This is a genomic window from Rhizobium sp. Root708 (assembly GCF_001429725.1).
In the GTDB taxonomy this organism is placed as follows: Bacteria; Pseudomonadota; Alphaproteobacteria; order Rhizobiales; family Rhizobiaceae; genus Rhizobium.
The window spans coordinates 334,376-358,425 of record NZ_LMHV01000001.1 but is presented as its reverse complement, the minus strand read 5'-3'; the positions used below and the strand labels follow the sequence as shown (position 1 = coordinate 358,425).

At 60.2% G+C, this 24,050-nt stretch carries 28 protein-coding genes and 1 tRNA gene; 26 read left to right on the top strand and 3 right to left on the bottom strand.

Annotation, left to right across the window (positions count from 1 at the left end):
* Nucleotides 1-2: 2 nt before the first annotated feature.
* The 10 genes from ASE04_RS01745 (at nt 3) to copC (ending at nt 7,600) form a co-directional block, all read left to right on the top strand.
* Entirely contained in the window at nt 3-1,070 is a 1,068-nt protein-coding gene (locus ASE04_RS01745; protein ID WP_056810942.1) for an ABC transporter permease, read from the top strand.
* Entirely contained in the window at nt 1,067-2,002 is a 936-nt protein-coding gene (locus ASE04_RS01740) for an ABC transporter permease (RefSeq protein WP_056810939.1), read from the top strand. The genes ASE04_RS01745 and ASE04_RS01740 overlap by 4 nt, the downstream gene beginning before the upstream one ends.
* Nucleotides 1,999-2,832, top strand: a complete 834-nt coding sequence (locus ASE04_RS01735; protein ID WP_056810937.1) for an ABC transporter ATP-binding protein — start codon at nt 1,999-2,001, stop codon at nt 2,830-2,832. Before ASE04_RS01740 ends, ASE04_RS01735 begins: the two co-directional genes overlap by 4 nt.
* Nucleotides 2,829-3,578 carry an ABC transporter ATP-binding protein gene (locus tag ASE04_RS01730; RefSeq protein WP_056810934.1) on the top strand — a complete coding sequence of 250 codons (750 nt, stop codon included), beginning with the start codon at nt 2,829-2,831 and terminating at the stop codon, nt 3,576-3,578. Before ASE04_RS01735 ends, ASE04_RS01730 begins: the two co-directional genes overlap by 4 nt.
* A gap of 160 nt (nt 3,579-3,738) precedes the next feature.
* Nucleotides 3,739-3,921, top strand: coding sequence for a hypothetical protein (locus ASE04_RS01725; RefSeq protein ID WP_056810932.1), 183 nt, complete (start codon nt 3,739-3,741; stop codon nt 3,919-3,921).
* A 120-nt stretch (nt 3,922-4,041) separates the two neighbouring features.
* The gene (locus ASE04_RS31105) at nt 4,042-4,203 is read left to right on the top strand and encodes a hypothetical protein (protein WP_200960668.1); all 162 of its coding nucleotides are present in this window, start codon (nt 4,042-4,044) and stop codon (nt 4,201-4,203) included.
* A gap of 226 nt (nt 4,204-4,429) precedes the next feature.
* Nucleotides 4,430-4,798, top strand: a complete 369-nt coding sequence (locus ASE04_RS01720) for a hypothetical protein (protein ID WP_338012481.1) — start codon at nt 4,430-4,432, stop codon at nt 4,796-4,798.
* Between the two features lie 85 nt (nt 4,799-4,883).
* Nucleotides 4,884-6,254, top strand: coding sequence for a PepSY-associated TM helix domain-containing protein (locus ASE04_RS01715; protein WP_056810926.1), 1,371 nt, complete (start codon nt 4,884-4,886; stop codon nt 6,252-6,254).
* 11 nt (nt 6,255-6,265) lie between these two features.
* On the top strand, nt 6,266-7,168 hold the full coding sequence (locus ASE04_RS29785; protein ID WP_082597224.1) for a copper uptake system-associated protein: 903 nt from the start codon (nt 6,266-6,268) through the stop codon (nt 7,166-7,168).
* A gap of 66 nt (nt 7,169-7,234) precedes the next feature.
* On the top strand, nt 7,235-7,600 hold the full coding sequence (gene copC / locus ASE04_RS01700; protein ID WP_056810925.1) for a copper homeostasis periplasmic binding protein CopC: 366 nt from the start codon (nt 7,235-7,237) through the stop codon (nt 7,598-7,600).
* A gap of 140 nt (nt 7,601-7,740) precedes the next feature.
* On the opposite strand, the gene ASE04_RS01695 is transcribed toward copC, so the two are convergent.
* Nucleotides 7,741-7,830: transfer RNA gene (locus ASE04_RS01695), tRNA-Ser, on the bottom strand.
* A gap of 302 nt (nt 7,831-8,132) precedes the next feature.
* Between ASE04_RS01695 and rplU the strand changes: the two genes are divergently transcribed.
* The 4 genes from rplU to ASE04_RS01675 all read left to right on the top strand — a co-directional run bounded on the left by rplU (nt 8,133) and on the right by ASE04_RS01675 (nt 10,121).
* Nucleotides 8,133-8,450 (top strand): 50S ribosomal protein L21, encoded by a 318-nt coding sequence (gene rplU, locus ASE04_RS01690; RefSeq protein ID WP_007528566.1) that lies wholly within the window; start codon nt 8,133-8,135, stop codon nt 8,448-8,450.
* Between the two features lie 34 nt (nt 8,451-8,484).
* The gene (rpmA, locus tag ASE04_RS01685) at nt 8,485-8,754 is read left to right on the top strand and encodes a 50S ribosomal protein L27 (protein ID WP_056810922.1); all 270 of its coding nucleotides are present in this window, start codon (nt 8,485-8,487) and stop codon (nt 8,752-8,754) included.
* A 126-nt stretch (nt 8,755-8,880) separates the two neighbouring features.
* Nucleotides 8,881-9,537 (top strand): GNAT family N-acetyltransferase, encoded by a 657-nt coding sequence (locus tag ASE04_RS01680; RefSeq protein ID WP_056810919.1) that lies wholly within the window; start codon nt 8,881-8,883, stop codon nt 9,535-9,537.
* Nucleotides 9,534-10,121 (top strand): GNAT family N-acetyltransferase, encoded by a 588-nt coding sequence (locus tag ASE04_RS01675; protein WP_056810916.1) that lies wholly within the window; start codon nt 9,534-9,536, stop codon nt 10,119-10,121. The genes ASE04_RS01680 and ASE04_RS01675 overlap by 4 nt, the downstream gene beginning before the upstream one ends.
* A gap of 40 nt (nt 10,122-10,161) precedes the next feature.
* Here ASE04_RS01675 and ASE04_RS01670 read toward each other — a convergent pair whose 3' ends face one another.
* On the bottom strand, nt 10,162-11,025 hold the full coding sequence (locus ASE04_RS01670; protein ID WP_056810915.1) for an endonuclease/exonuclease/phosphatase family protein: 864 nt from the start codon (nt 11,023-11,025) through the stop codon (nt 10,162-10,164).
* 84 nt (nt 11,026-11,109) lie between these two features.
* Here ASE04_RS01670 and obgE point away from each other — a divergent pair, with 84 nt between their 5' ends.
* The 7 genes from obgE (at nt 11,110) to modC (ending at nt 18,296) form a co-directional block, all read left to right on the top strand.
* A complete protein-coding gene (gene obgE, locus ASE04_RS01665; protein ID WP_056810910.1) occupies nt 11,110-12,192 on the top strand; it encodes a GTPase ObgE in 1,083 nt (360 codons plus the stop codon).
* Nucleotides 12,179-13,348, top strand: coding sequence for a glutamate 5-kinase (gene proB, locus ASE04_RS01660; RefSeq protein ID WP_056810907.1), 1,170 nt, complete (start codon nt 12,179-12,181; stop codon nt 13,346-13,348). The genes obgE and proB overlap by 14 nt, the downstream gene beginning before the upstream one ends.
* Nucleotides 13,341-14,624 carry a glutamate-5-semialdehyde dehydrogenase gene (locus tag ASE04_RS01655; RefSeq protein WP_056810904.1) on the top strand — a complete coding sequence of 428 codons (1,284 nt, stop codon included), beginning with the start codon at nt 13,341-13,343 and terminating at the stop codon, nt 14,622-14,624. The genes proB and ASE04_RS01655 overlap by 8 nt, the downstream gene beginning before the upstream one ends.
* Before the next feature lie 37 nt (nt 14,625-14,661).
* Entirely contained in the window at nt 14,662-15,273 is a 612-nt protein-coding gene (locus ASE04_RS01650; protein WP_244490311.1) for a nicotinate-nucleotide adenylyltransferase, read from the top strand.
* Nucleotides 15,274-15,677: 404 nt separating this feature from the next.
* Nucleotides 15,678-16,463: a molybdate ABC transporter substrate-binding protein gene (modA, locus tag ASE04_RS01645; RefSeq protein WP_056810898.1), complete on the top strand. Its 786-nt coding sequence runs from the start codon at nt 15,678-15,680 to the stop codon at nt 16,461-16,463.
* Between the two features lie 70 nt (nt 16,464-16,533).
* Entirely contained in the window at nt 16,534-17,235 is a 702-nt protein-coding gene (gene modB / locus ASE04_RS01640) for a molybdate ABC transporter permease subunit (protein ID WP_056810895.1), read from the top strand.
* Complete coding sequence (modC, locus tag ASE04_RS01635; protein ID WP_056810892.1) at nt 17,232-18,296, top strand: molybdenum ABC transporter ATP-binding protein; 1,065 nt, start codon at nt 17,232-17,234, stop codon at nt 18,294-18,296. Before modB ends, modC begins: the two co-directional genes overlap by 4 nt.
* Here the strand turns inward: modC and ASE04_RS01630 are convergent.
* Nucleotides 18,234-18,671: a winged helix-turn-helix domain-containing protein gene (locus ASE04_RS01630; protein WP_082597223.1), complete on the bottom strand. Its 438-nt coding sequence runs from the start codon at nt 18,669-18,671 to the stop codon at nt 18,234-18,236. The genes modC and ASE04_RS01630 overlap by 63 nt on opposite strands.
* Nucleotides 18,672-18,869: 198 nt before the next feature.
* Here ASE04_RS01630 and rsfS point away from each other — a divergent pair, with 198 nt between their 5' ends.
* From rsfS to ASE04_RS01605, 5 genes are all read left to right on the top strand, one after another.
* Complete coding sequence (gene rsfS / locus ASE04_RS01625; protein ID WP_056810889.1) at nt 18,870-19,313, top strand: ribosome silencing factor; 444 nt, start codon at nt 18,870-18,872, stop codon at nt 19,311-19,313.
* 103 nt (nt 19,314-19,416) lie between these two features.
* Nucleotides 19,417-19,899 carry a 23S rRNA (pseudouridine(1915)-N(3))-methyltransferase RlmH gene (gene rlmH, locus ASE04_RS01620; RefSeq protein ID WP_056810887.1) on the top strand — a complete coding sequence of 161 codons (483 nt, stop codon included), beginning with the start codon at nt 19,417-19,419 and terminating at the stop codon, nt 19,897-19,899.
* Between the two features lie 121 nt (nt 19,900-20,020).
* Nucleotides 20,021-21,466 carry a murein hydrolase activator EnvC family protein gene (locus tag ASE04_RS01615; protein WP_056810884.1) on the top strand — a complete coding sequence of 482 codons (1,446 nt, stop codon included), beginning with the start codon at nt 20,021-20,023 and terminating at the stop codon, nt 21,464-21,466.
* A complete protein-coding gene (locus ASE04_RS01610; RefSeq protein WP_056810881.1) occupies nt 21,456-22,778 on the top strand; it encodes a S41 family peptidase in 1,323 nt (440 codons plus the stop codon). The genes ASE04_RS01615 and ASE04_RS01610 overlap by 11 nt, the downstream gene beginning before the upstream one ends.
* A gap of 72 nt (nt 22,779-22,850) precedes the next feature.
* A complete protein-coding gene (locus ASE04_RS01605; RefSeq protein WP_056810878.1) occupies nt 22,851-24,044 on the top strand; it encodes a divergent polysaccharide deacetylase family protein in 1,194 nt (397 codons plus the stop codon).
* The last annotated feature ends 6 nt before the right edge of the window (nt 24,045-24,050 follow it).

Genomic DNA, 24,050 nt, shown 5'->3' with positions numbered 1-24,050 from the left:
CATTGAGCATAGTCGAACCAACGACGGAAGCACGGCCGAAACCCGGCCGTGCTCTTCCCATTGCAAAGGCTGTCGGGCGCTTTCTTGTCGCTGCCGTCACCACCTATCTCGGCCTTCTCGCCGTTACCTTCTTCATCGGCCGTGTCGTGCCGATCGATCCGGTTCTGGCCATCCTAGGCGACCGCGCTCCGGCCCATGTGGTCGAGCGCGTGCGGCGCGAAATGGGCTTTGACCTGCCGCTCTACCAACAGTTCTACATCTACCTCAAAGGCATCCTGGCCGGCGATTTCGGAACCTCGGTGCTGACCACCAATCCCGTCATGGTCGATATCAAGCGCGTCTTCCCGGCGACGATCGAACTCGCCACGCTCGGGACCATCATCGGCTCGGTGATCGGCGTGCCGCTCGGCGTGCTCGCAGCCGTCAAGCGCGGCAGCTTCGCCGACCAGATCGTCCGCGTGATCGGCCTGATCGGCTATTCGGTGCCGATCTTCTGGTTGTCGCTGATCTCGCTGGTGATCTTTTACGCCAAGCTGCGCTGGGTGGCCTTCCCCGGCCGCATCGACATCGTTTTCGAGTATACTTTCACGCCGGTGACCGGCTTCTATCTGCTCGACAGCGCCATGCAGGGGCAATGGGATGTCTTCTACGACGTCTTCCGCCACATCATCCTGCCGGCCTCGTTGCTCGGCTATTTCTCGCTCGCTTATATCAGCCGCATGACCCGCAGCTTCATGCTGAACGAACTCAGCCAGGAATATGTCGTGGCCGCGCGCGCCAAGGGCCTGTCGGAAACCCGGGTGATCTGGGGCCATGCGCTTCGCAACGCCGCGGTGCCGCTCGTCACCGTCATCGCCCTGTCCTATGCCGGACTTTTGGAAGGCTCGGTTTTGACAGAGACCGTGTTCTCCTGGCCCGGGATTGGCCTCTACATCACCAATTCCCTGCAGAACGCCGACATGAACGCCGTCCTCGGCGGAACGATCGTCATCGGTACCGTCTTCATCGGGATCAACCTCGTGTCCGACCTTCTCTACCGCACTCTCGATCCCAGGACGCGTAGCCGATGACCGCACCCGCTCAGCAATCTGCACCGATGAGCCGCCGCGAGTGGCTGCTGTCCGATCGGCCGCAGTCCCGGAGACAGGCCCGCTTGGGTCGAGCTTATGTAACGTGGCGGCAATTCACCGCAAACCGCCTCGCAGTCGTTGGCCTGGTGATCATCATCGCGCTGCTTCTGATCGCCGCGTTTGCCAATCTGCTCGCAACCCACTCCCCTGTTATCGGCGATCTCAAGAATGCCCGGCTGCTGCCGCCCGGCACCGAAGGCTATATCCTCGGCACGGACGACCAGGGCCGCGACATCTTCTCGCGCCTGGTTTACGGTTCGCGCCTGACGCTTCTCGTCGTCGTGCTGGTGGCGATCATCTCCGCACCGATCGGGCTGATTATCGGCACGGTGTCCGGCTACGCCGGTGGTTGGGTCGATGCGGTTCTCATGCGCATTACCGATATCTTCCTGGCGTTTCCGAAGCTGGTTCTGGCCCTTGCCTTCGTTGCCGCACTCGGCCCGGGTATCCAGAATGCGATCATCGCCATCGCCATCACATCCTGGCCGCCCTATGCGCGTATTGCTCGCGCGGAAACGCTGACGGTTCGCCGGTCGGACTTTATCGCGGCGGTCCGGTTGATGGGCGCCTCGCCGCTACGCATCATCGTGCGCCACGTGATGCCGCTCTGCATGTCCTCCCTGATTGTTCGCGTCACGCTCGACATGGCCGGGATTATTCTGACCGCAGCCGGCCTCGGGTTCCTTGGCCTTGGGGCACAGCCGCCGCTGCCGGAATGGGGCGCGATGATCGCCTCGGGACGGCGATTCATTCTCGATCAATGGTGGGTCGCTGCCATGCCCGGCATCGCGATCCTGGTGGTCAGCCTCGGGTTCAACCTGCTCGGCGATGGACTTCGGGATGCACTCGACCCCAAGGAAAGCGGACAATGACCCCTCTCCTCACCGTCAACAATCTGAAGGTCAGTTACCCCACGCGTACCGGCGTTGTGGAAGCGGTTCGTGGCGTTTCCTTCTCGCTGCAGAAGGAGCGCCTCGCGATCGTCGGGGAGTCGGGCTCCGGAAAATCGCAGACAGGCCGCGCCATCATGGGGCTGACGCCCAAGCATGGGGTGGTGACCGCCGACACTCTCGATTTCAATGGGATCGATCTCCTTAAGGCGTCTCCTAAGGAGCGGCGGCAGCTGCGCGGCAAGCGCATCGCCATGGTGCTCCAGGACCCCAAGTATTCTCTCGATCCCGTCATGACGATCGGTCGGCAGATCTGCGAGACGCTGCGGACCCACGAGAGTATCAGTCGGAGCGAGGCTCGCGATCGCGCGTTGACCATGCTTGAAGCGGTGCAGATCCGCGATCCCAAACGCGTCTTCGACCTTCATCCGCACGAGGTTTCGGGCGGCATGGGCCAGCGCGCGATGATTGCCATGATGCTGGTCGCGGGCCCCGAACTCTTGATCGCCGACGAACCGACCTCGGCGCTCGATGTGACGGTGCAGCTCGACGTGCTCAGGATCATGGATCGCCTGGTTTCCGAGCGTGGGATGGGGCTGATCTTCGTCTCGCACGACCTCCGTCTCGTCTCATCATTCTGCGATCGCGTCCTCGTCATGTATGCCGGCAAGGTCGTCGAAGAACTGAAGGCTTCCGAACTGAAAAACGCACAGCATCCCTACACGCGCGGCCTGCTGAACTGCATGCCGCAGATCGGCGAAAGCAGACATCCGCTGCCGGTCCTTGATCGCAAGCCGGAGTGGGCGGAATGAGTGCGGCTCTCGCGGTCGATGGCCTCAGCGTCGTCTACGATCACTTCCATGCTCTCAAGAATGTGGGCGTCGACATCGGGGCGGGCGAATCCTTCGGGCTGGTCGGCGAATCCGGGTCGGGAAAATCGACCCTGTTGCGCGCCGTTGCGGGGCTTGCACCGGTAACATCAGGTGAGATCCGCATTCACGGAGAGCCCCTTGTCGGTTCCCGTCGGAGCAAGGCCTTCTATAGGCAAGTCCAGATGGTGTTTCAGGACCCCTACGGATCGCTGCATCCCAGGCAGACGATCGACCGCCTGTTGCTTGAGCCTCTGGCGATCCATGGCATCAGCGACAGTGACCGGCGCATTGCGCGCGCTCTGGACGAGGTCGGTCTCGGCAACGGCTTCCGGTTCCGCTACCCACATCAGCTTTCCGGAGGCCAGCGGCAGCGCGTCGCGATCGCACGCGCGCTGATCGTGGAGCCGTCGATTCTTCTCCTTGATGAGCCGACCTCGGCGCTCGACGCCTCGGTACAGGCCGAGGTGTTGAATCTCCTCGAGCAGGTCAGGCGCGACCGTCAGCTTACCTTTGTGATGGTGAGCCATGACCTCGGTGTCATCACCCATATGTGCGACCGTCTTGCCGTCATGAGAAACGGCGTCGTCGTCGAGAGGTTAACAGCGAGGGAACTTGCGAGCGGTAGCGTTCACGAAGACTACACGCGAAATTTAATGATCGCGAGCAAGGGCTTCGTGCGGGCGTAACCGATATTTTATGAGTGGATTGAATAGCTTATCTGTCTTGCCGTCTTCGCGGTTTATGGTCGATCAAAACACGACCATTCGACTAGACTATTGACAGCTGCCTTACTTCTGTCATGATCCCGTTAACGCTCGTTAATTTTCGTGATCATGGAGATGAGGCATGTTTTTTCTCGGCGGCATGACCATGGGTTATCTCGCGCCACCCGCCAAAGCGGATAGCGCTGCTGCATCGGTTTCCGTTCCGGCAGAAAAGGATCGACGCAAGATCGACGTGTCGAACGCGTCGCAACAACCGAACGCCGTCGAACGCTCGCTGATCTGGGCGTGGCGTACTGTCTGCTAAAATCGGAAAACGGAATTTTCCCCTTAGGCGGGTTTCGAAGCAAAATTATCTCTACCAACTAGATAGAGAATATAAGAAAATAACAGCAAGTTAAAACTTGCAACGAAGCGGAGGCGGCACATGGCAGATTTGGGTATCGCGCATACTCATGCAAACCATCACCGGCCCGTACGCAATCGGAAGCGGGCAACCCAAGGCAAATTGCAATTCATCCTGCATGCGGGATTGATTGCGGCTGCGTTTGTTTTTGTTACCTCATTGGTTTTCGGTCTTATCGGCTGACCCCGTCGCGGCATCCAGGCTTGCTGTTTAACCGAATGGCAGCGGGTCTCCGTCGTATATTCTGCCTCTGTACCGAGGCGCTGGGTCAAGCCAGCTCCGCGCATTTGCCTTGGCTCACAAGCCTCTTTGCCGCATTGAGCTTTCTGCCAAATGTGGCTATCAACGTTTCCGTGCCTACGGCAGGGGAACTATGAGGCGTTTGTTTACGAAGACAAAGCAGTGGTGTGTGCGCATTGTTTGCGCGCTCGCGCTCGTCTTCGTTGGTTTTGCCCATCAACTGCCCGCCCTTGCGGCGAGCCCCGCGCCAGGTGATTTTTCGGCTTTCGTGCTTCCCGATGGAGCGCTGCCGACGCTCTGCGTCACTGTCAGCAGCGAGACTGGCAAAGCCCATCCCGACAAGGCGCATATGAGCGGATGCGAGGCCTGCCGCATCAGTGCGGCCGTGATCCTGCCCATGCCCAGCGAGTTGGGGGGAATTCGCTCCGACGTCCTGCTGAAGGCCGAGCTGCCCATGCGGGCTGTCGTCATCGCCCGCAAGCTTTTGACGCCGAATACCGGCCCGCGAGCACCACCTGCAAGTCTGTTCCACGCTTGAACCCGCGTTGCGGCCGGCAGCCGCAGCGCGCCTTGCATATGCCTGATGCGCTGGTTGCGCGATCGGCTTGGATACGGACCATTTCATGTCTATGACTGGGGCCGCCGGACAGGCGGAACATCAGGGCGGCGTTTCGCTCTATCGCGCCCTTTGGCGCTGGCACTTTTTCGCGGGATTGCTTGTCATTCCCTTCATGCTTAACCTGGCGGTGACCGGGTCGCTGTATCTCTTCAAGGACGAGATCAACGACACCTTCTTCAGCTACCGCTACAACGTTGTCCCAAAGGGCGAGCGTCTTTCTCCCGCCGACGTCACCGAAATCGCAAGGCATGCCTTGCCGAACGGTTCCGTCGTTTCCTACAGGGATCCGGCGTCGGCGGAGCGCTCCGCGATAGTCACCGTCGAGACCGCGGACGGACAGACTTTGGTTTTCGTCAACCCGTATAATGGGGTGGTTCTCGATACGGTCGGAGCGACCGACGAATTCAACTATGTCGTCAAGCGCATTCACAGCCTCGCCTTCTTCGGCCCCGCCGCCAACAGGTTGGTAGAGATCACAGGCGGTTTTGCCATGATGCTCGTGGTCAGCGGGATCTACCTCTGGTGGCCCCGACAACAAAACGGAGGCGTCGTCAGCGTGCGCGGCACACCGAGGCGCCGCGTTTTCTGGCGTGACCTACACGCGGTAACAGGAGCATTCGCGGGCGTGCTGATCTTCTTTCTTGCCGTTACCGGCATGCCTTGGTCCGGCTACTGGGGAAGTAACGTCAATGAATGGCTGACCAGCCACGGTCTCGGTTATCCCGTCGAGCTCTGGGACAATGTCCCGCAGTCCCGCAAGGTCACTGAAGATATCCTGCCGAAGCCCGGTTGGGTCGTCGAGAGGGCGCCTGTTCCGCTGTCGGACATCGCCGCCGCGCAGTCGGCCAAGCCGATCGGGATCAACGCTGCGGTGGAGATTGCCAGGGAGCTCGGCATCCGGCCCGGCTTCGATCTCGCCATACCGGCGACCGAGGCGGGCGTTTACACTGCGGCCGTCTATCCCGAGGATGTCAGCGGTGAACGAACGATCCATATCGATCAGTATTCCGGCAAGCCGCTGGTCGATCTCGCTTTCAGCCAGTACCCTTTCCTCGGCAAGGCCATCGAATGGGGGATCAACGTCCATCAAGGCCAGGAGTGGGGACGGCTCAACCAGTTGTTGATGCTGGCCACGTGCCTGGCGATCATTGTCAGCTGCGTATCAGCGGTGATGATGTGGTGGAAGCGGCGGCCGTCCGGCCGCTTGGGCGTGCCGCCGATGCCGCCGCAACGTTCGGTCTATTTCGGTCTTTGGGTGATCGTTGCGGTGTTTGCCGTGTTGTTTCCGCTGAGCGGCCTCGCCGTGCTGGTGATGGTCGCTTTCGATCAGGTCGTTGTTCGCTTTGTGCCGCCGTTGCGGCGTGTTTTTGCCTAGGAGGCGTTTCGATGAAAAAGCTGTTTCTCGCAGTTCTGATCGTGCTGGCTGCACAAGGCGCCAAAGCACGGGACTATACGGCCGGCGAGATTGTGGTTCTTGGCCCGGCTGTCCGGGCAATGCTGCCCGGCGCCAAGGTGGGCGGCGGCTATCTGGCGATCAGGAATTCCGGTGGGGAAGCGGATGTTCTGGTGTCGGTCAGCTCGGACAGGGCAAGATCGGTCCAGCTGCATGAGATGAGCGTCAACGGCGGCATCATGGTGATGCGCGAGGCCAAGCAAGGCCTGGAGCTGCCGCCGGGCGAAACGGTCGAGCTGAAGCCTGGCGGCTATCACCTGATGTTCATGGACATCGACAAGCCGTTCAAGGAAGGCGAGCAGATACGGGCGACCCTGACCTTCCAGAAGGCCGGCAGCGTCGATGTGGAATTCGCTGTTGGAAGTGCCTTCGGCTCGATCGGCGCAGCCAAGGCGCAGCAGGGAGACATGAAGGGAATGGACATGAGCCACATGGACATGGGGGACGACGCGCAGCAAACGATTCCAGCGAGATTGAAGGCAATGTTCGAAACGCCGGAGAAGCCGCTGACGGTCAACCCTGTCGTTGTTCAGGGAGATTGGGCGATTGCCGGGTGGCTGCAAGATGGCCGCGGCGGTCGGGCGCTCTTGAAGAACAGCCCGCATGGATGGAGCGTCTATCTCTGCAGCGGTGACGGCATCACCGAGGCGAATGCCCTTGAGAAAATCGGCGTCTCCGCGGCCGATGCGTCTGCTCTCTCATCCGCACTGAAGGCGGCAGAGGCAAAGCTCGACACCAAGACGCTGCAGCTTTTCTCCAGTTTCGAGGGGACGGTGCTAATGGAGCAGTCCACCGGTGATGCCGGTCATGGTGGCCATGAGGGCCATGCCCAATGAGAACACGCGTGCCTTGCAGCCCCATCCAACCTTCATTCATCAATTACGCAATCAGGGAGGCATCGAATGCCTAGTTTCACGCTCCGTTTGTTCTGTGCCGCGACAGTGGTTCTCGGTCTCGCCGGGCAAGCGTTCGCGCACGCGCACCTGAAATCATCGGTCCCGGCGGACAATGATGCAGTCACCGCGCCCGGTGAACTGGACCTCACGTTCAGCGAAGAGCTGAACATGAAATTCAGCGGCGCCAAGGTTTCTGCGCCCGATGGCAAGGAGGTCAAGCTCGGCGACATCATGCTGATGGACGGCGGCAAGACACTGATGGTTCCGTTTGCCGGCACGCTTGCGCCAGGTGCCTACAAGGTCGACTGGCATGTTCTTTCAACGGATGGCCACAAGACCAACGGAACATATAGCTTCACGGTGAAACGCTAAGGCAAAGACGTTGGGTTGTTTGAAGGGTTGGGCGAGCTTGTCTCGCCCGACTCCCTTTTGCCCCTAGCGCATATTTGCGCGTCGGCTACCAAATAGCCTTGGCCAAAGGCGACATGTCCAGCTGATCGTAGTGTGTTGAATGGCGGAGAGGGTGGGATTTGAACCCACGGTACCCTTGCAGGCACGCCGCATTTCGAGTGCGGTACATTCAACCACTCTGCCACCTCTCCGCGGTCTGGTTGACGCCGTTAGGCGCGGGCTGTCTCATAGCGAGAGTTTTGCGGGCTGGCAAGATGAAATCTCAAGCTTTTCATCCTTTTGCCTTGACAGTCCCCAGGGCCTCGCGTATCTGCGCTGCGCAATAGGTGTGGAAAAGTCCGCGCCTTGCCATCCTCGCGCTCGCGAGGAGATTTCACCGGCAGTCAGAATTCAAGGCGAAATCCTCTGAAATCCCTGCTCAACATCGACTGATAAAAAGACGGCCTCCCGTTTTGACGCGGGCTGAGCCGGAACGAACATGAAAGGATAAAAAATGTTCGCAGTCATCAAGACCGGCGGTAAGCAGTACCGTGTGGCGGCAAACGACGTGCTGACCATCGAGAAGCTTGAAGCAACCGCTGGCGACGCAATTGAATTCACCGAAGTCCTCGTAATCGGCGAAGGCGCCGACGCTGCGATTGGTGCTCCCTTCGTCAAGGGCGCTTCCGTCAAGGCCGAAGTGGTCGAGCACAACCGCGGCAAGAAGGTCATCGCCTTCAAGAAGCGCCGTCGTCAGAACTCGAAGCGTTCGCGCGGCCATCGCCAGCACCACACTGTTGTCCGTATCACGGACATCGTGGCTGCCAAGTAAGATCACGGGACTTAAGGTTTAAAGGAGAACACCAATGGCACACAAAAAAGCTGGCGGTTCATCGCGCAACGGTCGTGATTCCGAATCCAAGCGCCTTGGCGTGAAGAAGTTCGGTGGCGAAACGGTCATCGCGGGCAACATCATTCTGCGTCAGCGCGGTACGCAGTGGCATCCGGGTTCCAACGTCGGCCTCGGCAAGGACCACACCATTTTTGCGCTTACGGCCGGCAATGTGAACTACCGTACGAAGGCCAATGGCCGCGTGTACGTGTCTGTAATGCCGAAAGCGGAAGCAGCGGAATAAGCCGGTAGCGCTCTAAAACAGCCGGCGTCTCATCGACCCGGCTGAGCGTATCAGGTTCAGTCCAGAAAACAGGGGAGATGGGGCGCCATCTCCCCTTTTTTCTTGTCCAACGAAGGAGGACTGAACATGCAAGGCGAATTGTTGAGGGAGGACCAATCACGGTCTCCCCGGGAAGACCAGCGGTCTCCCAAGGAACGGCTGCGGCCTGAGCGGTTAAGGACCGATTGCCCTGTCTTGTTGTCGGAAAGGCTCGTCATGCGCGCGCCCCACGAAGAAGACATCGACGCCCTTGCCCATCTTGCCAACAACGCCAAAGTCGCCACAATGGTGTCGCGTATGCCGCACCCTTATACGGCCAATGATGCCGCCGACTTCGTGCGACGCACGAAAAACGGCGAGATTGGCAAGTGCGTCTATGCGATCACCAAAGCCGAGAACGGCGCTTTTGTCGGGTGCTGCGGAGTCGAACCGCATCTTGACGGGCGGACCGTCGAGATCGGTTACTGGCTGGGAGAGCCTTTCTGGAATCAAGGCTTTATGACCGAGGCGTGCCACGCCCTGGTCGATATGGTCTTTCGTACGCGGCAGAATGTCGATCAGATCGATGCCCGTTGCCGGGTGATGAACGTCGCGTCGCGGCGGGTCATCCAGAAGTGCGGTTTCCAGTTCCAGGGATCGGGCCTTGCGGCATCCCTGGCGCTCGGCAGCAACGTGCCGGTCGAGTGGTACCGGCTTGATCGGAAGACCTGGATGTCGCTGAGAAGCTGGGGGAGCGTCTTATGAACGCAATCAGTCTTCAGAGACCCAAGAGCCAGTCGATGACGCCCGGGCCCTTGCCCACCATTGCTACCGGCCGGCTGGTGCTCCGCCCGCACCGGCTGAGCGATGCCGATGCGATCGCGGACACGCTGTCCGACTTCGCCGTAACCCGCATGCTCGCGCGTGTTCCCGCTCCCTACGACAGGCAGGACGCGTTCGATTGGCTGGTACCGGTGACGGCTGGCGGTATGCCCGACTGGCAGTTTGCGATCACGACCGGTGACGATGCTCACATCGGCGTCGTCTCGATCGAGTTGCGCCACGGCCTGTGGCACCTCGGCTATTGGCTGAACCGCTTCTACTGGCGGCGCGGCTACATGAGTGAGGCGGTATCGGCCGTATTGGAGCGTTTTTCGCGCCGTATGCCCGAGACCGCGGTTCATTCCGGCGTCTTCGCCGACAATCCGGCCTCGCTGAAGCTGCAGGAAAAGCTTGGCTTTCGCATGACTGGTTGCAGCGAAATCTACAGCTTCGCGCGCAACACCATGGTCACGCATGTTGAGACGATGCTGAAGCCGGGCGCGTTGCAGCAGGCCAAGATCGCCTGAAGAAAGAAGAGGCGTCCCGATGCGTCGGGACGCCTCGCTATCAGCCGCCGATCTCGACCCAGACGGGGAAGTGGTCGGAGCCGACCGAGTCCGTATCGATCTTTGCCGATTTCAGGCGACCCATGAGGCCGCAGCTGACAAAGATGTAATCGAGATGCATGCGTTTGCCATGATCCTTGGGATCCATCCAGCTATAGCTGCCCGGCGGGTAAGCCTCCAACGCCGCAAGCGCGTCGACAGGCGTGCCGATGCGCGGGACGCGACCGTAATAGCCGTCCTTGGCGCCGGCGAGAACGCAGTATTCCGGCGACTCCGGCGTCATGTTGAAATCGCCCATGATGAGGTAGTCCTCGGGCAGCGGCGGATCATCGACGTCGAATTCGGCTGCACCCGAGACGGAGCCGCCTTCGGAGAGGAAGGCGTTGATGCGTTCGTTCAGGTGAACGAGCTGCCGGCTGCGCTCATCGATCGAGACGTGGTCGAGATGCGCAGAATAGACGCGCAGTGCGCCGTTGGGCGTCTCGATGACCGCCTCGGTCGCGCCGCGTTGGAGATTGACCTTGGAGATCGTTCGGCTGCGCGGCAGAAGCAGCGTTCGGGTCGAGAGGATCGGCCAGCGCGAAAGTATCATGTTGCCAAACTGGAAGCGCGTTCCGCGTTGAGGCCAGCCCTCGGAACTCGCTTCGACATGCAGGTCGCAAGCCGGCCCATACACCCAGAAATGGCTGGGAAAAAGCGCCGCCAGGTCCGCCACCATGTCGGCATAATCGTTCCTGACGAAGCCACGGGTTACTTCCTGGAGCGCGATGATGTCCGCGCCCTCGAGGCTCGCGGCGATTCGGTCGAGATCGTAGATGCCATCAAGACCGAAGCCGTACTGTATGTTATAGCTCGCAAACTTCACGATAATCCTTTGACCTCCGATTGAACCGCCTATATCGAAAGCGGCAAGAGGGGCGATGAACAGCCACCGGACGATGGAAGTAAAATGAAATTTCTCGACGAAGCAAAGGTCTATATCAAGTCCGGTGACGGCGGCGGCGGTAGCGTCTCGTTCCGACGCGAGAAGTTCATCGAATTCGGCGGCCCCGATGGCGGCGACGGCGGACGCGGCGGTGACGTTTGGGTCGAGGCAGTCAACGGCCTCAACACGCTGATCGACTTCCGCTTCCAACAGCACTTCAAAGCCACGATCGGCACGCACGGTATGGGTAGAAACCGTACCGGCGCCAACGGCGCGGACGTCACGCTCAAGGTCCCGGTCGGCACGCAGGTTCTCGAAGAAGACCAGGAAACATTGATCTGCGACCTGACGAGAGAGGGACAGCGGTTCCGTATCGCCACGGGCGGCAATGGTGGTTTTGGCAACGCGCATTTCAAGTCGTCGGTGAACCAGGCGCCGGATTGGGCAAATCCGGGTCTTCCTGGCGAAGAAAAGACCGTCTGGCTGCATCTGAAGCTGATTGCCGATGCAGGCCTCGTTGGTTTGCCGAACGCCGGCAAGTCGACCTTTCTTGCGGCCGTGACGCGGGCTCGGCCGAAGATCGCTAACTATCCCTTCACGACGCTTCACCCAAATCTCGGCGTCGCGACCATCGACGGACAGGAGTTCATTCTCGCTGATATTCCCGGGTTGATCGAAGGTGCGCACGAAGGCGTAGGCATTGGCGATCGCTTCCTCGGACACGTCGAGCGGACGCGCGTGCTTTTGCATCTTGTGTCTGCGCAAGAGGAAAAAGTCGGCAAGGCTTATACGACGGTCAAGAGGGAGCTCGAAGCCTACGGTAACGAGCTGACCGATAAAGCCGAGATCGTCGCGCTTTCGCAGATCGATGTCCTGGACGAAGCGACCCTGAAAAAGAAGACGAAGGAGCTTGCCAAGGCCTGCGGCAAGACGCCGTATCAGATTTCGGCAGCGACCGGCCAGGGCATGACGGAAGTCTTGCGTGCTCTGCGCGATATCATCGTCGAGGCGAATGCGGGCGTAGCCGAACAGCCGGCCAAGGCCGTGAAACTCCGCCATCGCGACATGGTCTCCGACGATGAAGGCAAGGCAGATGACGACGCGTAAGTCGCTTGAGCGCTATCGCCGCATTGTCATCAAGATCGGCTCGGCGCTGCTGATCGATCGCAAGGCTGGACTGAAGAAGGCCTGGCTCGATGCGATGTGCCGCGATATCGCGGCGTTGAAGTCAAAGGGCGTGGATGTCCTTGTCGTGTCCTCGGGCGCTATCGCGCTCGGTCGCTCGGTTCTCGACCTTCCCTCCGGCGCGCTGAAGCTCGAGGAGAGCCAGGCGGCGGCCGCCGTCGGCCAGATCGCGCTTGCGCGCGCCTGGTCCGAAAGCCTGTCTCACGACGAGATCGTTGCCGGCCAGATCCTGCTCACGCTTGGCGATACGGAAGAGCGCCGCCGCTATCTGAATGCGCGCGCCACCATCAATCAGCTCCTGAAGATCGGCGCCGTGCCAATCATCAACGAGAACGATACGGTTGCCACCAGTGAAATTCGTTATGGCGACAATGATCGTCTGGCCGCGCGCGTCGCGACGATGACCGGCGCCGATCTCCTGATTTTGCTATCCGACATCGATGGCCTCTACACGGCGCCGCCGCACCTTGATCCTCAAGCGGAGTTTCTCGCGACGATCGCTGAGATCACGACTGACATCGAGGCCATGGCTGGCGGCGCGGCGTCGGAGCTGTCGCGGGGCGGCATGCGCACCAAGATTGACGCCGGCAAGATCGCGACGACGTCGGGTTGCGCAATGATCATCGCGTCAGGCAAGACGGACAGCCCACTTTCGGCGATCGAGAACGGCGCCCGTTCGTCGTGGTTTGCCCCTTCGGGAACGCCCGTGACGGCGCGCAAGACCTGGATTGCCGGTCAGTTGCAGCCGGCTGGCGAGCTTCATGTCGACGAGGGTGCTGTCACCGCGCTTGGCGCCGGCAAGAGCCTGCTGCCCGCAGGCGTGCGCAAGGTCGTCGGGCTTTTCAGCCGTGGTGATACCGTGGCCATTGTCGGTCCGCAGGGGCGAGAGATCGCGCGCGGGCTTGCCAGCTACGATGCCGAGGAGGCACGACAGATTACCGGCCGCAAATCGGCGGAGATCGAGGCAATCCTCGGCTACGCAGGGCGGGCGGCAATGATCCATCGCGACGACATGGTGATGACGTCGCAGATCGGTTCAAAATCTGAAAGGCAGAAGAAGGACACAAGCTATGCTTGATACTGTTGCGCAGAGCCCTGACGTTGACGCGCTGATGAACGACATCGGCCGCAAAGCCAAGGCTGCCGCGCGACCGTTGGGCTTTGCGTCCACCGAAGCCAAGAACAATGCGCTGAACGCCATGGCGGATGCGATCCTGGCCAACAAGGATCATATCCTTGCGGAGAATGCCAAGGATCTGAAGGATGTTGCCGGCACTGAGATGCTGGCGTCCTTCGTCGATCGCTTGACGTTGACCGAGAAGCGCGTTGCGGAAATGGCCGAAGGCATCCGTGCGATCGCCGCCCTCAAGGATCCGGTCGGCGAGGTGATCGCCGCCTGGGATCGGCCGAACGGCCTGAAGATCGAGCGCGTGCGGACGCCGCTCGGCGTCATCGGGGTGATCTTCGAGAGCCGTCCGAATGTGACGGCGGATGCCGGCGCGCTCTGCCTGAAGGCCGGCAACGCGGTCATCCTGCGCTGCGGTTCCGACTCCCGGCGTTCGTCGCAAGCGATCCATGCCTGCCTCGTGCAGGGTCTGAAGGCTGCCGGGCTGCCTGAGCACGCCATCCAGCTTGTTCCGGTGACTGATCGCGCTGCCGTCGGCGCAATGCTGCGCGGATTGGATGGCGCTATCGATGTTATCGTGCCACGCGGCGGAAAGAGCCTTGTTGCGCGCGTTCAGAACGAGGCGAGGGTGCCTGTCTTCGCGCACCTCGAAGGACTTTGCCATATCTACGTGGATGCCTCGGCCGAGCTCGATATGGCGAAGGAGATCGTCGTCAATGCGAAAATGCGGCGCACAGGTATCTGCGGCGCGGTGGAAACCATTCTGGTCGACCGCGCCGTGGCGAGCACGCATCTTCGCCCGCTGCTCGATGCGCTGGCGGGTGCAGGTTGCGAGATCCGCGGTTCGGCTGCGGTCATCGAGGCAATGCCCGGCGCAAAGGCTGCGACCGAGGACGATTGGTCGACGGAATATCTGGATGCGATCGTGTCGGTTGCCGTTGTCGACGGTATTTCCGGGGCGATCGAGCATATCCAGACGTATTCCTCCAACCACACCGAGGCTGTCATTGCTGAGAATCCAAGCGTGGTCGAGCGGTTCTTCACCGAAGTCGATTCCGCGATCCTGCTGCACAATGCATCGACGCAGTTTGCCGATGGTGGCGAGTTCGGCATGGGGGCGGAAATCGGTATCGCGACCGGCAAGATGCACGCCCGCGGCCCCGTCGGCGTCGAGCAATTGACGTCCTTCAAGTATCGGGTGCACGGCACCGGACAGACCCGGCCCTGACGTGACAAACGACGAAATCGACCGACATTATCTTCGCATGCCGCATACGGAGCGCGGGATGGTCGTCGGTCTTTTCGGCGGCTCGTTCAATCCGCCGCATGCCGGGCATGCGCTGGTTGCCGAAATTGCGATCAAGCGGCTCGGTCTTGATCAGTTGTGGTGGATCGTTACGCCGGGCAACCCGCTCAAGGATCGGCGAAATCTGTTGCCGCTCGCAGAGCGCATCGCGCTGAGCGAGCGTCTTGCCCCCTACCCCTCGATCAAGATCACCGCGTTCGAGCGGGATTTTGCGACGAGCTTCACGGCAAACACCTTGGCCCGCGTCAAGGCGCGCAATCCGCATGTCCATTTCATTTGGATCATGGGGGCGGACAGCCTGAAGACCTTCCATCATTGGCAGCGCTGGCAGGATATCGTCAACACATTCCCGATCGCGGTCATCGACCGGCCAGGGTCGACGTTGTCCTTCCTGTCATCGAAGATGGCGCGGACATTTGATTTCGCGCGCATCGACGAGGACGATTCACGCGCACTTTGGAAGCGGCAGGCACCGGCCTGGACCTTCATCCATGGTCCGCGCTCTGGCCTCAGCTCTACGGAAATCCGTGCGAATGGGAATGACGTCGTTCTCAGCCGCCAACGGTCCTAAAGTAAAAAGCCCGACGGGGGAGGATCCGTCGGGCTTCTAAACTTGATCGACAACTGGGAGGAGGAGTGCTGCCGATCCATATCGAACGGCTATGGGAGGAGGAGATCGCCGTTCGATGATTGTGTTTTAGCAAACGGTGACGTTCAGCGAAATAGAGAATGTTGCATCGCAGCAATGCACTTTCTGCATGTCTGCGTAGAGTGCTGATTAAATGTGCTGATTTATTCAGCAGCAGCAACTGCTGCAGTTCTTCCTTCTCTCTAATTCGGGGCAAACCCGCGCGCTTCTCGAACGCAAAACGGCGCTTGTTGAGAGCTGTTATGTTTTTCAGAATACAGCGCTAGCCAAATGCCTGACGTCGTTATATCTCTTCAGATATTTCGAAGCTTGGGGAGCAATTTCTGATGTTTAGCCGTCGTCAATGGGTTAAGTTTGCCGTCGTTGCCGTTTCGTCCGCGTGGCTCGGCGCATATGCACCGGCTGCCATGGCTGCCGCGAAAGTCACGATCTTCGCGGCGGCCAGCCTGAAGAATGCCCTGGATGCAGCCAACGCCGAATGGGCAAAGGAAAGCGGTAAGGAAACCGTGGCTTCCTACGCTGCCAGCTCGGCGCTGGCGAAGCAGATCGAAGGCGGTGCGCCTGCCGATATCTTCATCTCGGCGGATCTCGACTGGATGGACTATGTCGCCAAGAAGAACCTGGTCAAGTCGGATACGCGTGCAAACCTGCTTGGCAACAGCATCGTGCTGGTCACGGCCAAGGACAACGCCAAGCCCGTCGACATCAAGCAGGGCTTCGATCTCGCGACCCTACTTGGCGATGGCAAGTTGGCGATGGGCGAAGTGAAGTCCGTGCCGGCAGGCAAGTATGGCAAGACGGCGCTGGAGAAGCTCGGCGTTTGGTCGTCGGTTGAAAGCAAGGTTGCCGGTGCAGAAAGCGTGCGCGCTGCGCTGGCGCTCGTCTCGCGCGGCGAGGCTCCGTACGGGATCGTCTACCAGACCGACGTTTCTGCCGATCCGGGTGTTGCAGTTGCCGGCACTTTCCCCGCGGATTCGCACCCGCCGATCATCTATCCGGTTGCCATTCTCGCTGAAAGCAAGAATGCCGATGCTGCTGCCTATCTGGACTTCCTGAAATCTGACAAGGCTGCGCATTTCTTCACGGATCAGGGCTTTACCATCCTGAAATGATTGGTCATTTTCAAACCTGACCTCGACAGGAGGCCCACTTATGTGGGCCTTTTGATTTTGGAGATATCGATTGCACGCCTTTGGTCTCAGTGACGATGAGTGGACGGCGATCCTGCTCAGTCTGCAGGTGTCGGTCGTCGCCATGCTTGCCAGTCTGCCGTTCGGCATCGCCGTGGCGCTGGTGCTGGCGCGTGGCCGCTTCTGGGGGAAATCGATCCTGAATGGCATCGTTCATTTGCCGTTGATTCTGCCGCCTGTCGTGACCGGGTTCATTCTGCTTGTTCTCTTCGGTCGCCGCGGTCCGATTGGCAGCTTTCTCGATCAGCACTTCGGAATCGTGTTTTCGTTTCGCTGGACGGGGGCTGCACTCGCCTGTGCTGTCATGGCGTTTCCGCTGATGGTGAGGAGCATCCGGCTTTCCATCGAGGCGGTCGATAAGAAGCTGGAAGAAGCAGCCGGGACACTCGGGGCCAGCCCGCTGTGGGTCTTCCTCACCATCACCCTGCCGCTGACGTTGCCGGGGATCATCGCGGGGATGATCCTGGCGTTTGCCAAGGCCATGGGAGAGTTCGGTGCAACGATCACGTTCGTTTCCAATATTCCAGGCGAAACGCAGACCCTGTCAGCCGCAATCTATTCCTTCACGCAGGTGCCGGGCGGCGACGCCGGTGCGCTGCGTCTGACGATCATTGCGGTCATCCTCTCAATGGCTGCTCTGTTGGCGTCTGAGTTTCTTTCTCGCATTGTGGGTCGGAGGGTCGATCCGGAATGACGCTCATCGTCGAAGCGAAGCATCGTTTGGGAGGGTTTGAGCTGGATGCCAGCTTCTCCTCGGAGCGCGGCATCACCGCGCTTTTCGGGCGTTCCGGCTCAGGCAAGACGTCGATGATCCGGATCATCGCCGGGCTGACCCGGCCTGAGAAGGGCCGTGTGGAGCTCGATGGCGATGTTCTGACGGATACCAGCAAGCGGGTTTTCGTGCCCAAGCACCGGCGACGTTTCGGCTACGTCTTCCAGGAAGCGAGACTGTTTCCGCATCTGAGCGTGCGGCAGAATCTCTTCTATGGCCGGTGGTTTGCACCTGCAGGCGAGCGCTCCGTCCAGCTGGAAAGGATATCCGAGCTCCTCGGGATTGATCATCTTCTTGCCAGAAGCCCTGGAAATCTGTCGGGCGGCGAAAGGCAGCGCGTGGCGATTGGTCGTGCCCTGCTCTCATCTCCTCGCCTGCTTTTGATGGACGAGCCGCTCGCTGCTCTCGACGAGGCCCGCAAGACGGAAATCATGCCCTACCTAGAGCGCCTGCGCGACGAAATGGACATTCCGATCGTCTATGTCAGCCACTCAGTCGCCGAAGTTGCGCGCCTCGCCAATCAGGTGGTTGTCATGCAGGACGGCGCCATAACGGCGGTCGGTTCGGCCGAGAGGGTCCTCATGCAGCCGTCTGCATCGCTTGATCGGCACGAACTGGGGGCGCTGCTGCATGGGACCGTTGATAGCGTCGACAGCGAACATCGCTTGGCGACGATTGCCCTCAAAGGTTCCAAGCTGCATGTGCCCGGCCTGCTGCAACCCGGCAAATCCATTCGGGTGCGGATACCTGCACGCGACGTGATGATTGCCACCGTGCAGCCAGAGGGGTTGAGCGCGCTCAATGTGCTGCAGGGGGTCGTTCGGACCATCAACCCGGCCGATGACGCGACCGTAGACGTTACGATCGACTGCCTTGGCGATGAAGTCCTCTCGAGAATAACCAGCTTTTCCGCAGAGCGTTTAGGCTTGAGAGCGGGAGCGCCGGTTTTTGCCATCATCAAGACTGTCGCGCTCGAGGTTTGACCCGCTCGCGGTTTCTGCTGTCGGAGCGCGATTGGCGTCCAGCCAGGCAAGGTCGTCCGCCAGCATCGAGCGCATGGTCTGCTCCATCTGCCGAAAGCGTGACAGGAGTTCGTCCCCGAACGCAGTCAGCGAGGCGCCGCCGCCTTTCTGGCCGCCGCGCTGCGATTCAACGACGGGTTCCTTGAACATTCTGTTCATGTCGCTGACAAGCAGCCAGGCGCGACGATAGGACATGTCCATGGCGCGGCCGGCGGCGGAAATCGAGCCTGTTTCCCTGATGTGTTCCAGAAGCTCCATCTTCCCGCGACCAAGGCGATCCTCGTGCGGAAAGCTGATGCGAAGGATGGGCGTAAGCGCGTCGTCGTTTGCTTTCATCGTCGTCTTTGCGTTTGAATGCTTCGCCACTTTACGTGGAGCGATCTGGACTGTACACCAGCGCCAGCATATCGCCCGACAAGATCGTGCTCCCGCGCCAATTTCGACGTTCACGCTTTGTGATCGTGTGCGTCTTGAAACATATACAATTTGGTGCCTATCTTAATCATGATTTGGTTCGCCAAATCAGTGATGTGCATGTTTTGTCATTCCGAGAAAGGGAAAGCACTGACAACAGTACACGCCAAGGGAAAAACGCACGCCGTTGTCCCGAAGAGCCCGGAACGTAGCGCCGATGCCGCCGCCCGCGCCCTGCAAGCCGTCCTCACTAGCCTTGAGGACTCGAAGGCTGAAGATATTGCCACTATCGACATCGCCGGCAAGTCAGCACTGGGAGACTACATGGTCGTCGTCTCCGGTCGCTCGAGCAGGCATGTCCTGGCGATCTCGGATCACCTCCTCACAGACCTGAAAGACGAGGGCTTCGGTACGGCCCGCGTCGAAGGTCAGGATGGCGGAGATTGGATTCTGATCGATACCGGCGATATCATCGTGCATGTTTTCCGTCCTGAGATCCGCGAGTTCTACAACATCGAAAAGATGTGGGCAGCGCCGGAGATCGACGAGGAAACGCTGCACTGACAGCCTATCTGGACGAGGCATCCAAGGCCTGATAGACGGCCGCCATTGGGCTGGAGCGACGATGTCGTGACAGCCCTGTGGTGCCAGTGCAGGAGGGGATGCCATGCGGATTGGTCTCTTTGCCGTGGGCCGACTGAAGTCCGGCCCGGAGAAGGATCTTGCGTCCAGATATTTTGATCGCTTTGCCAAGGCCGGCCCCGCGGTCGGTCTCGAGTTCTTGCGCGTCGCGGAGGTCGCCGAAAGCCGTGCTTCGAACGCGGACACACGGAAACGTGACGAGGCTCAGCTGCTTCAGAAGTCGCTCGCGGACGGCAGCGTGCTTGTTCTTCTCGATGAACGAGGAAAGGCGCTGGATAGCGAGGGGTTCGCGAATCTGCTCGGGACCTATCGTGATCAGGGCAAACGTGACCTGACGATCGCGATCGGTGGCGCTGATGGCCTCGATCCGTCGCTCTATGATCGCGCCGACGCCGTATTATGCCTCGGCAAGATGACTTGGCCGCACCAGCTGGTGCGGACACTGATCGCCGAACAGCTCTATCGCGCCGTCACCATTCTTTCAGGGCATCCCTATCACCGGGTCTGACCACCGCATTCCGCTCACGCAGGTTTGTGTTGTCCGACCGGCTGCGCTCGTTCAATGTTTCTGGAAACGCGCGCCAAATCAGCTTAGTCTCCGCGCGATTTAAGAGGAATTTTCCGAGAGCATGCCCAAAAGTGCGTCCAGGCGGAATTACTTGGTCTTGCCGTCCGTGACGGCTGGCTTTGGCGCGGCCTTGCTCGTGTTTTCGTGCCTGCTTGTCAGCGACGCGGCTTTGGGACAGCAGGCTCCGCCGTCTCCACCTCAGGCTTCAGCCCCTTCCTCGGTACCGCTTTCTGAAGCGCCGCCGCCTGATGCCGCTGCCGAACTGGCAAAGAAGCGTGACGAGACGCGGACAGAGCTCGAAGCCTTGTCGAAGACGATCAATCTGTCGTCCGACAAGGTCGAGCAACTGCAGAAGAGCATTGCCGATCTCGACAAGAGTGCCAGCAGCGTTCGTCAGGCTCTGATCGATTCAGCTGCGCGCCGGAAATCGCTTGAGAAGCAGATCCTCGAAAGCGAAAAAAAGCTCGCCGATCTCGGCGTCAAGGAAGACGGGGTGCGCCACTCGCTTCACGAGCGCCGCGGTCTTCTCGCCGAGGTTCTCGCCGCCCTGCAGCGGATGGGCAGAAACCCGCCGCCGGCCCTGCTGGTCACCCCCGACGATGCGCTTGCTTCAGTCCGAAGCGCCATTCTGCTCGGTGCCGTCGTGCCGGGCATCCGCAAGGAGACAGATAAGCTTGCCGCGGATCTCGCGAGCCTGTCGGCCTTGCAGACGGCGAGCGCGGCCGAGAAGGCAAGCCTGACCTCGACGATGACCAACAGCGTCGAGGAAGAGCGACGCATGGATCTTCTGCTGGCCGAAAACGAAAAGCTCAGCCGCAGCAATGCCGCCGAACTCGAGGCGGAACGGAAGCGCTCGGAGGAGCTTGCCAGTAAGGCGACGAGCCTGGAAAGCCTTGTTGCCTCCATGGAAAGCCAGATCTCTTCGGTACGCGAAGCCGCCGCGGCGGCGCGCCAGGCCGAGGAAAATCGCAAGCTTCTGACCGACGAGCAGCGGGCCCAGGCCAAGGCGCTGGCGGAAAGCGGAGTGCCTGATAAAAACCGCATTGCGCCCGCATATGCGTTCGGAGATTTGAAGGCTAAACTCGAACTTCCCGTGGCGGGAGATATACTCCGTCAGTTCGGCGATGCCGATGGAACCGGGCACGAGGCCATGGGAATGACGCTTGCGACCAATCCGGAGACGGTGGTCACCGCACCCGCCGACGGGTTGGTGGTTTATGCCGGCGCATTCCGCAGCTACGGGCAGATGATCATTCTCGATGCAGGTGACGGATATCACCTCGTTCTGTCAGGGATGGAATCGATCAGCACGCGCCAGGGCAAGTTCGTTTTTGCTGGTGAGCCGCTTGCGACAATGGGCGCAAAAAGAGTGGCAAGTGCGACCGCATTGGCGCTGGAAACCAGCCGGCCAACGCTTTACATTGAATTTCGAAAAGACGGAAAGCCGGTCGATTCCCGACCGTGGTGGACCGCCAAAGATACTGGAAAGGCACGCAATGATTCGTAGGGCTTCTCTTGTTCTGGTTGGCGCATTGATGGGTGCGACGGCTATGAGCGTCATTTACTCCGCGGGCGTGCCTGCTGAAGCGGCGGGGGCGTCCACCTACAAGGAGTTGTCGGTTTTCGGTGATGTTTTCGAGCGAGTTCGCGCGCAATACGTGACGCCGCCGTCGGAAGACAAGCTTATCGAAAATGCCATCAACGGTATGCTGTCGTCTCTCGATCCGCATTCCAGCTATATGAATTCCAAGGATGCGGCTGACATGCAGACGCAGACCAAGGGCGAGTTTGGCGGTCTCGGCATCGAAGTCACCGTGGAAGACGAGCTGGTCAAGGTCATCACGCCGATCGACGACACGCCGGCAGCCAAGGCCGGGGTGATGGCTGGCGACTACATCTCCGAAATCGACGGTCAGTCCGTTCGTGGTTTGAAGCTTGAGGACGCCGTCGAAAAGATGCGTGGTCCGGTGAACACGCCGATCAAGCTGACGCTGATCCGCAAGGGCGCGGACAAGCCGATCGAACTGACGATCGTTCGCGATGTCGTGGCTGTTCAGGCCGTGAAGTCGCGCGTCGAGGATAACGTCGGCTACCTGCGTATCATCTCGTTCACCGAGAAGACCTATCCGGATCTCGAAAAGGCGATCGAGAAGATCAAGAGCACCGTTCCCGCCGACAAGCTGAAGGGTTACGTTCTTGACCTTCGTCTCAATCCGGGTGGCCTGCTCGACCAGGCGATCCAGGTTTCGGACGCTCTTCTGCAACGCGGCGAAGTCGTTTCGACCCGTGGCCGCAATCCGGATGAGACCCGTCGGTTCAATGCCGGCCCGGGCGATCTGACGGACGGGAAGCCGGTTATCGTTCTGATCAACGGTGGCTCCGCCTCGGCTTCGGAAATTGTTGCCGGTGCACTTCAGGACCTCCGTCGTGCAACGATCCTCGGTACCCGCTCGTTCGGCAAGGGGTCGGTGCAGACTATCATTCCGCTTGGCGAAAATGGCGCGCTGCGCCTGACCACGGCGCTCTACTACACGCCATCGGGCCGTTCGATCCAGGGTACGGGCATCACGCCTGACGTCAAGGTCGACGAGCCGCTGCCGGATGATCTGAAGGGCAAGATGGTCACCGAGGGCGAATCCAGCCTGCGTGGTCACATCAAGGGGCAGAGTGAGACGGATGAAGGTTCCGGCTCTGCTGCCTATGTTCCGCCGGATCCGAAGGACGACGTGCAGTTGAACTACGCGCTTGATCTTCTGCGCGGCAAGAAGACCGATCCGTCTTTCCCGCCGAACCCTGATAAAGCCGTGAGCGCTAAGTAACGACGAATAAGGGCGTCATGCCGGAGCTTTCCGGCTGACGCCTTTTTTCTGTCTTGATCCAGAGGCGCCGAGATGGGTACCGATTTACATGCGCCCTTGGGGCAAGATCGCAAAGTCCGCCGGAAGCGTCCGGGCATTTTGCGTTTGGGGCGCATGCTGGCCGGCGTCTGCCTGGTCGCGATCGGGGGCTTCTCGGTCTATACGGCGTTTTATGGCGACGATCTGAAACGCACCAACCCAGCCGCAGGGCAGACAGCCGCGGCACCACCGACCGATACTGTTCAGGTTCCACCGGCTCCTACGGAGGCTCCGGAAGGCATGCCGCGTTCCGCCCCCCGGTCCGGCGCAAATGTCGAGCAAATGGTCTCTGGAGATGGATCCGTTGTGACCAAATACAGCCCGCGCTCGCGCGGCGACAGTGGCCCGGTTCTGATTGATGCGATGCAGGTGGGGCAGGATCCGCGCATGGCGGCGCTGCCCAATGATGCGTTGCTTGAGGATACGCCGGACGGGCGCCTACCGATCATTGGTCCGGATGGACGCCGTCCAATGGACCAGTATGCAAGACCATGGTCGGGAACACACGGAACGCGTGTCGCCATTGTCGTCAGTGGTTTGGGGCTCAGCCAGACCGGCACCCAGCGCGCGATCCAGAAGCTGCCGGAAGACATTACCTTCGCCTTCGCGACGAGCGGCAACAGTCTTCAGCGCTGGATGCAGGAAGCACGCCGGGGCGGGCACGAAATTCTGCTGCAGGTGCCGTTCGAGCCATATGATTACCCGGCGAACGACCCGGGGCCGGATACGTTGCTGACGTCGAAGTCCGCTGCAAAGAATCTGGAAAGTCTTCATCGTGCGATGGGCGAGATCACGAACTATACCGGGATCATGAACTACCAGGGTGCGCGCTTTCTCGCCGATCCCAATGCCATGGAGCCGGTGCTTCGTGACATTAGCAAGCGGGGCCTTCTTTTCCTCGATGACGGAAGCTCGGCACAGTCAAAGACGGCCGTGATCGCCAAGGGAACGGAACTGCCATACTCATTCGCGGACATTCAGCTCGACGCTCAGCTTGACGTGAATGCGATCACACAGAAACTCGACGAACTCGAGCGTATTGCGAAACGCAATGGACAGGCGATCGGCGTCGCATCTGCGTTTGACGAGAGTATTGAAGCGATCTCGAAATGGACGGAAGAGGCAGCGATGCGCGGCATAGAGATCGTCGGCATCGCGGCGCTGGCAAACGACCCGAAGAAGCCATGAGTGTGG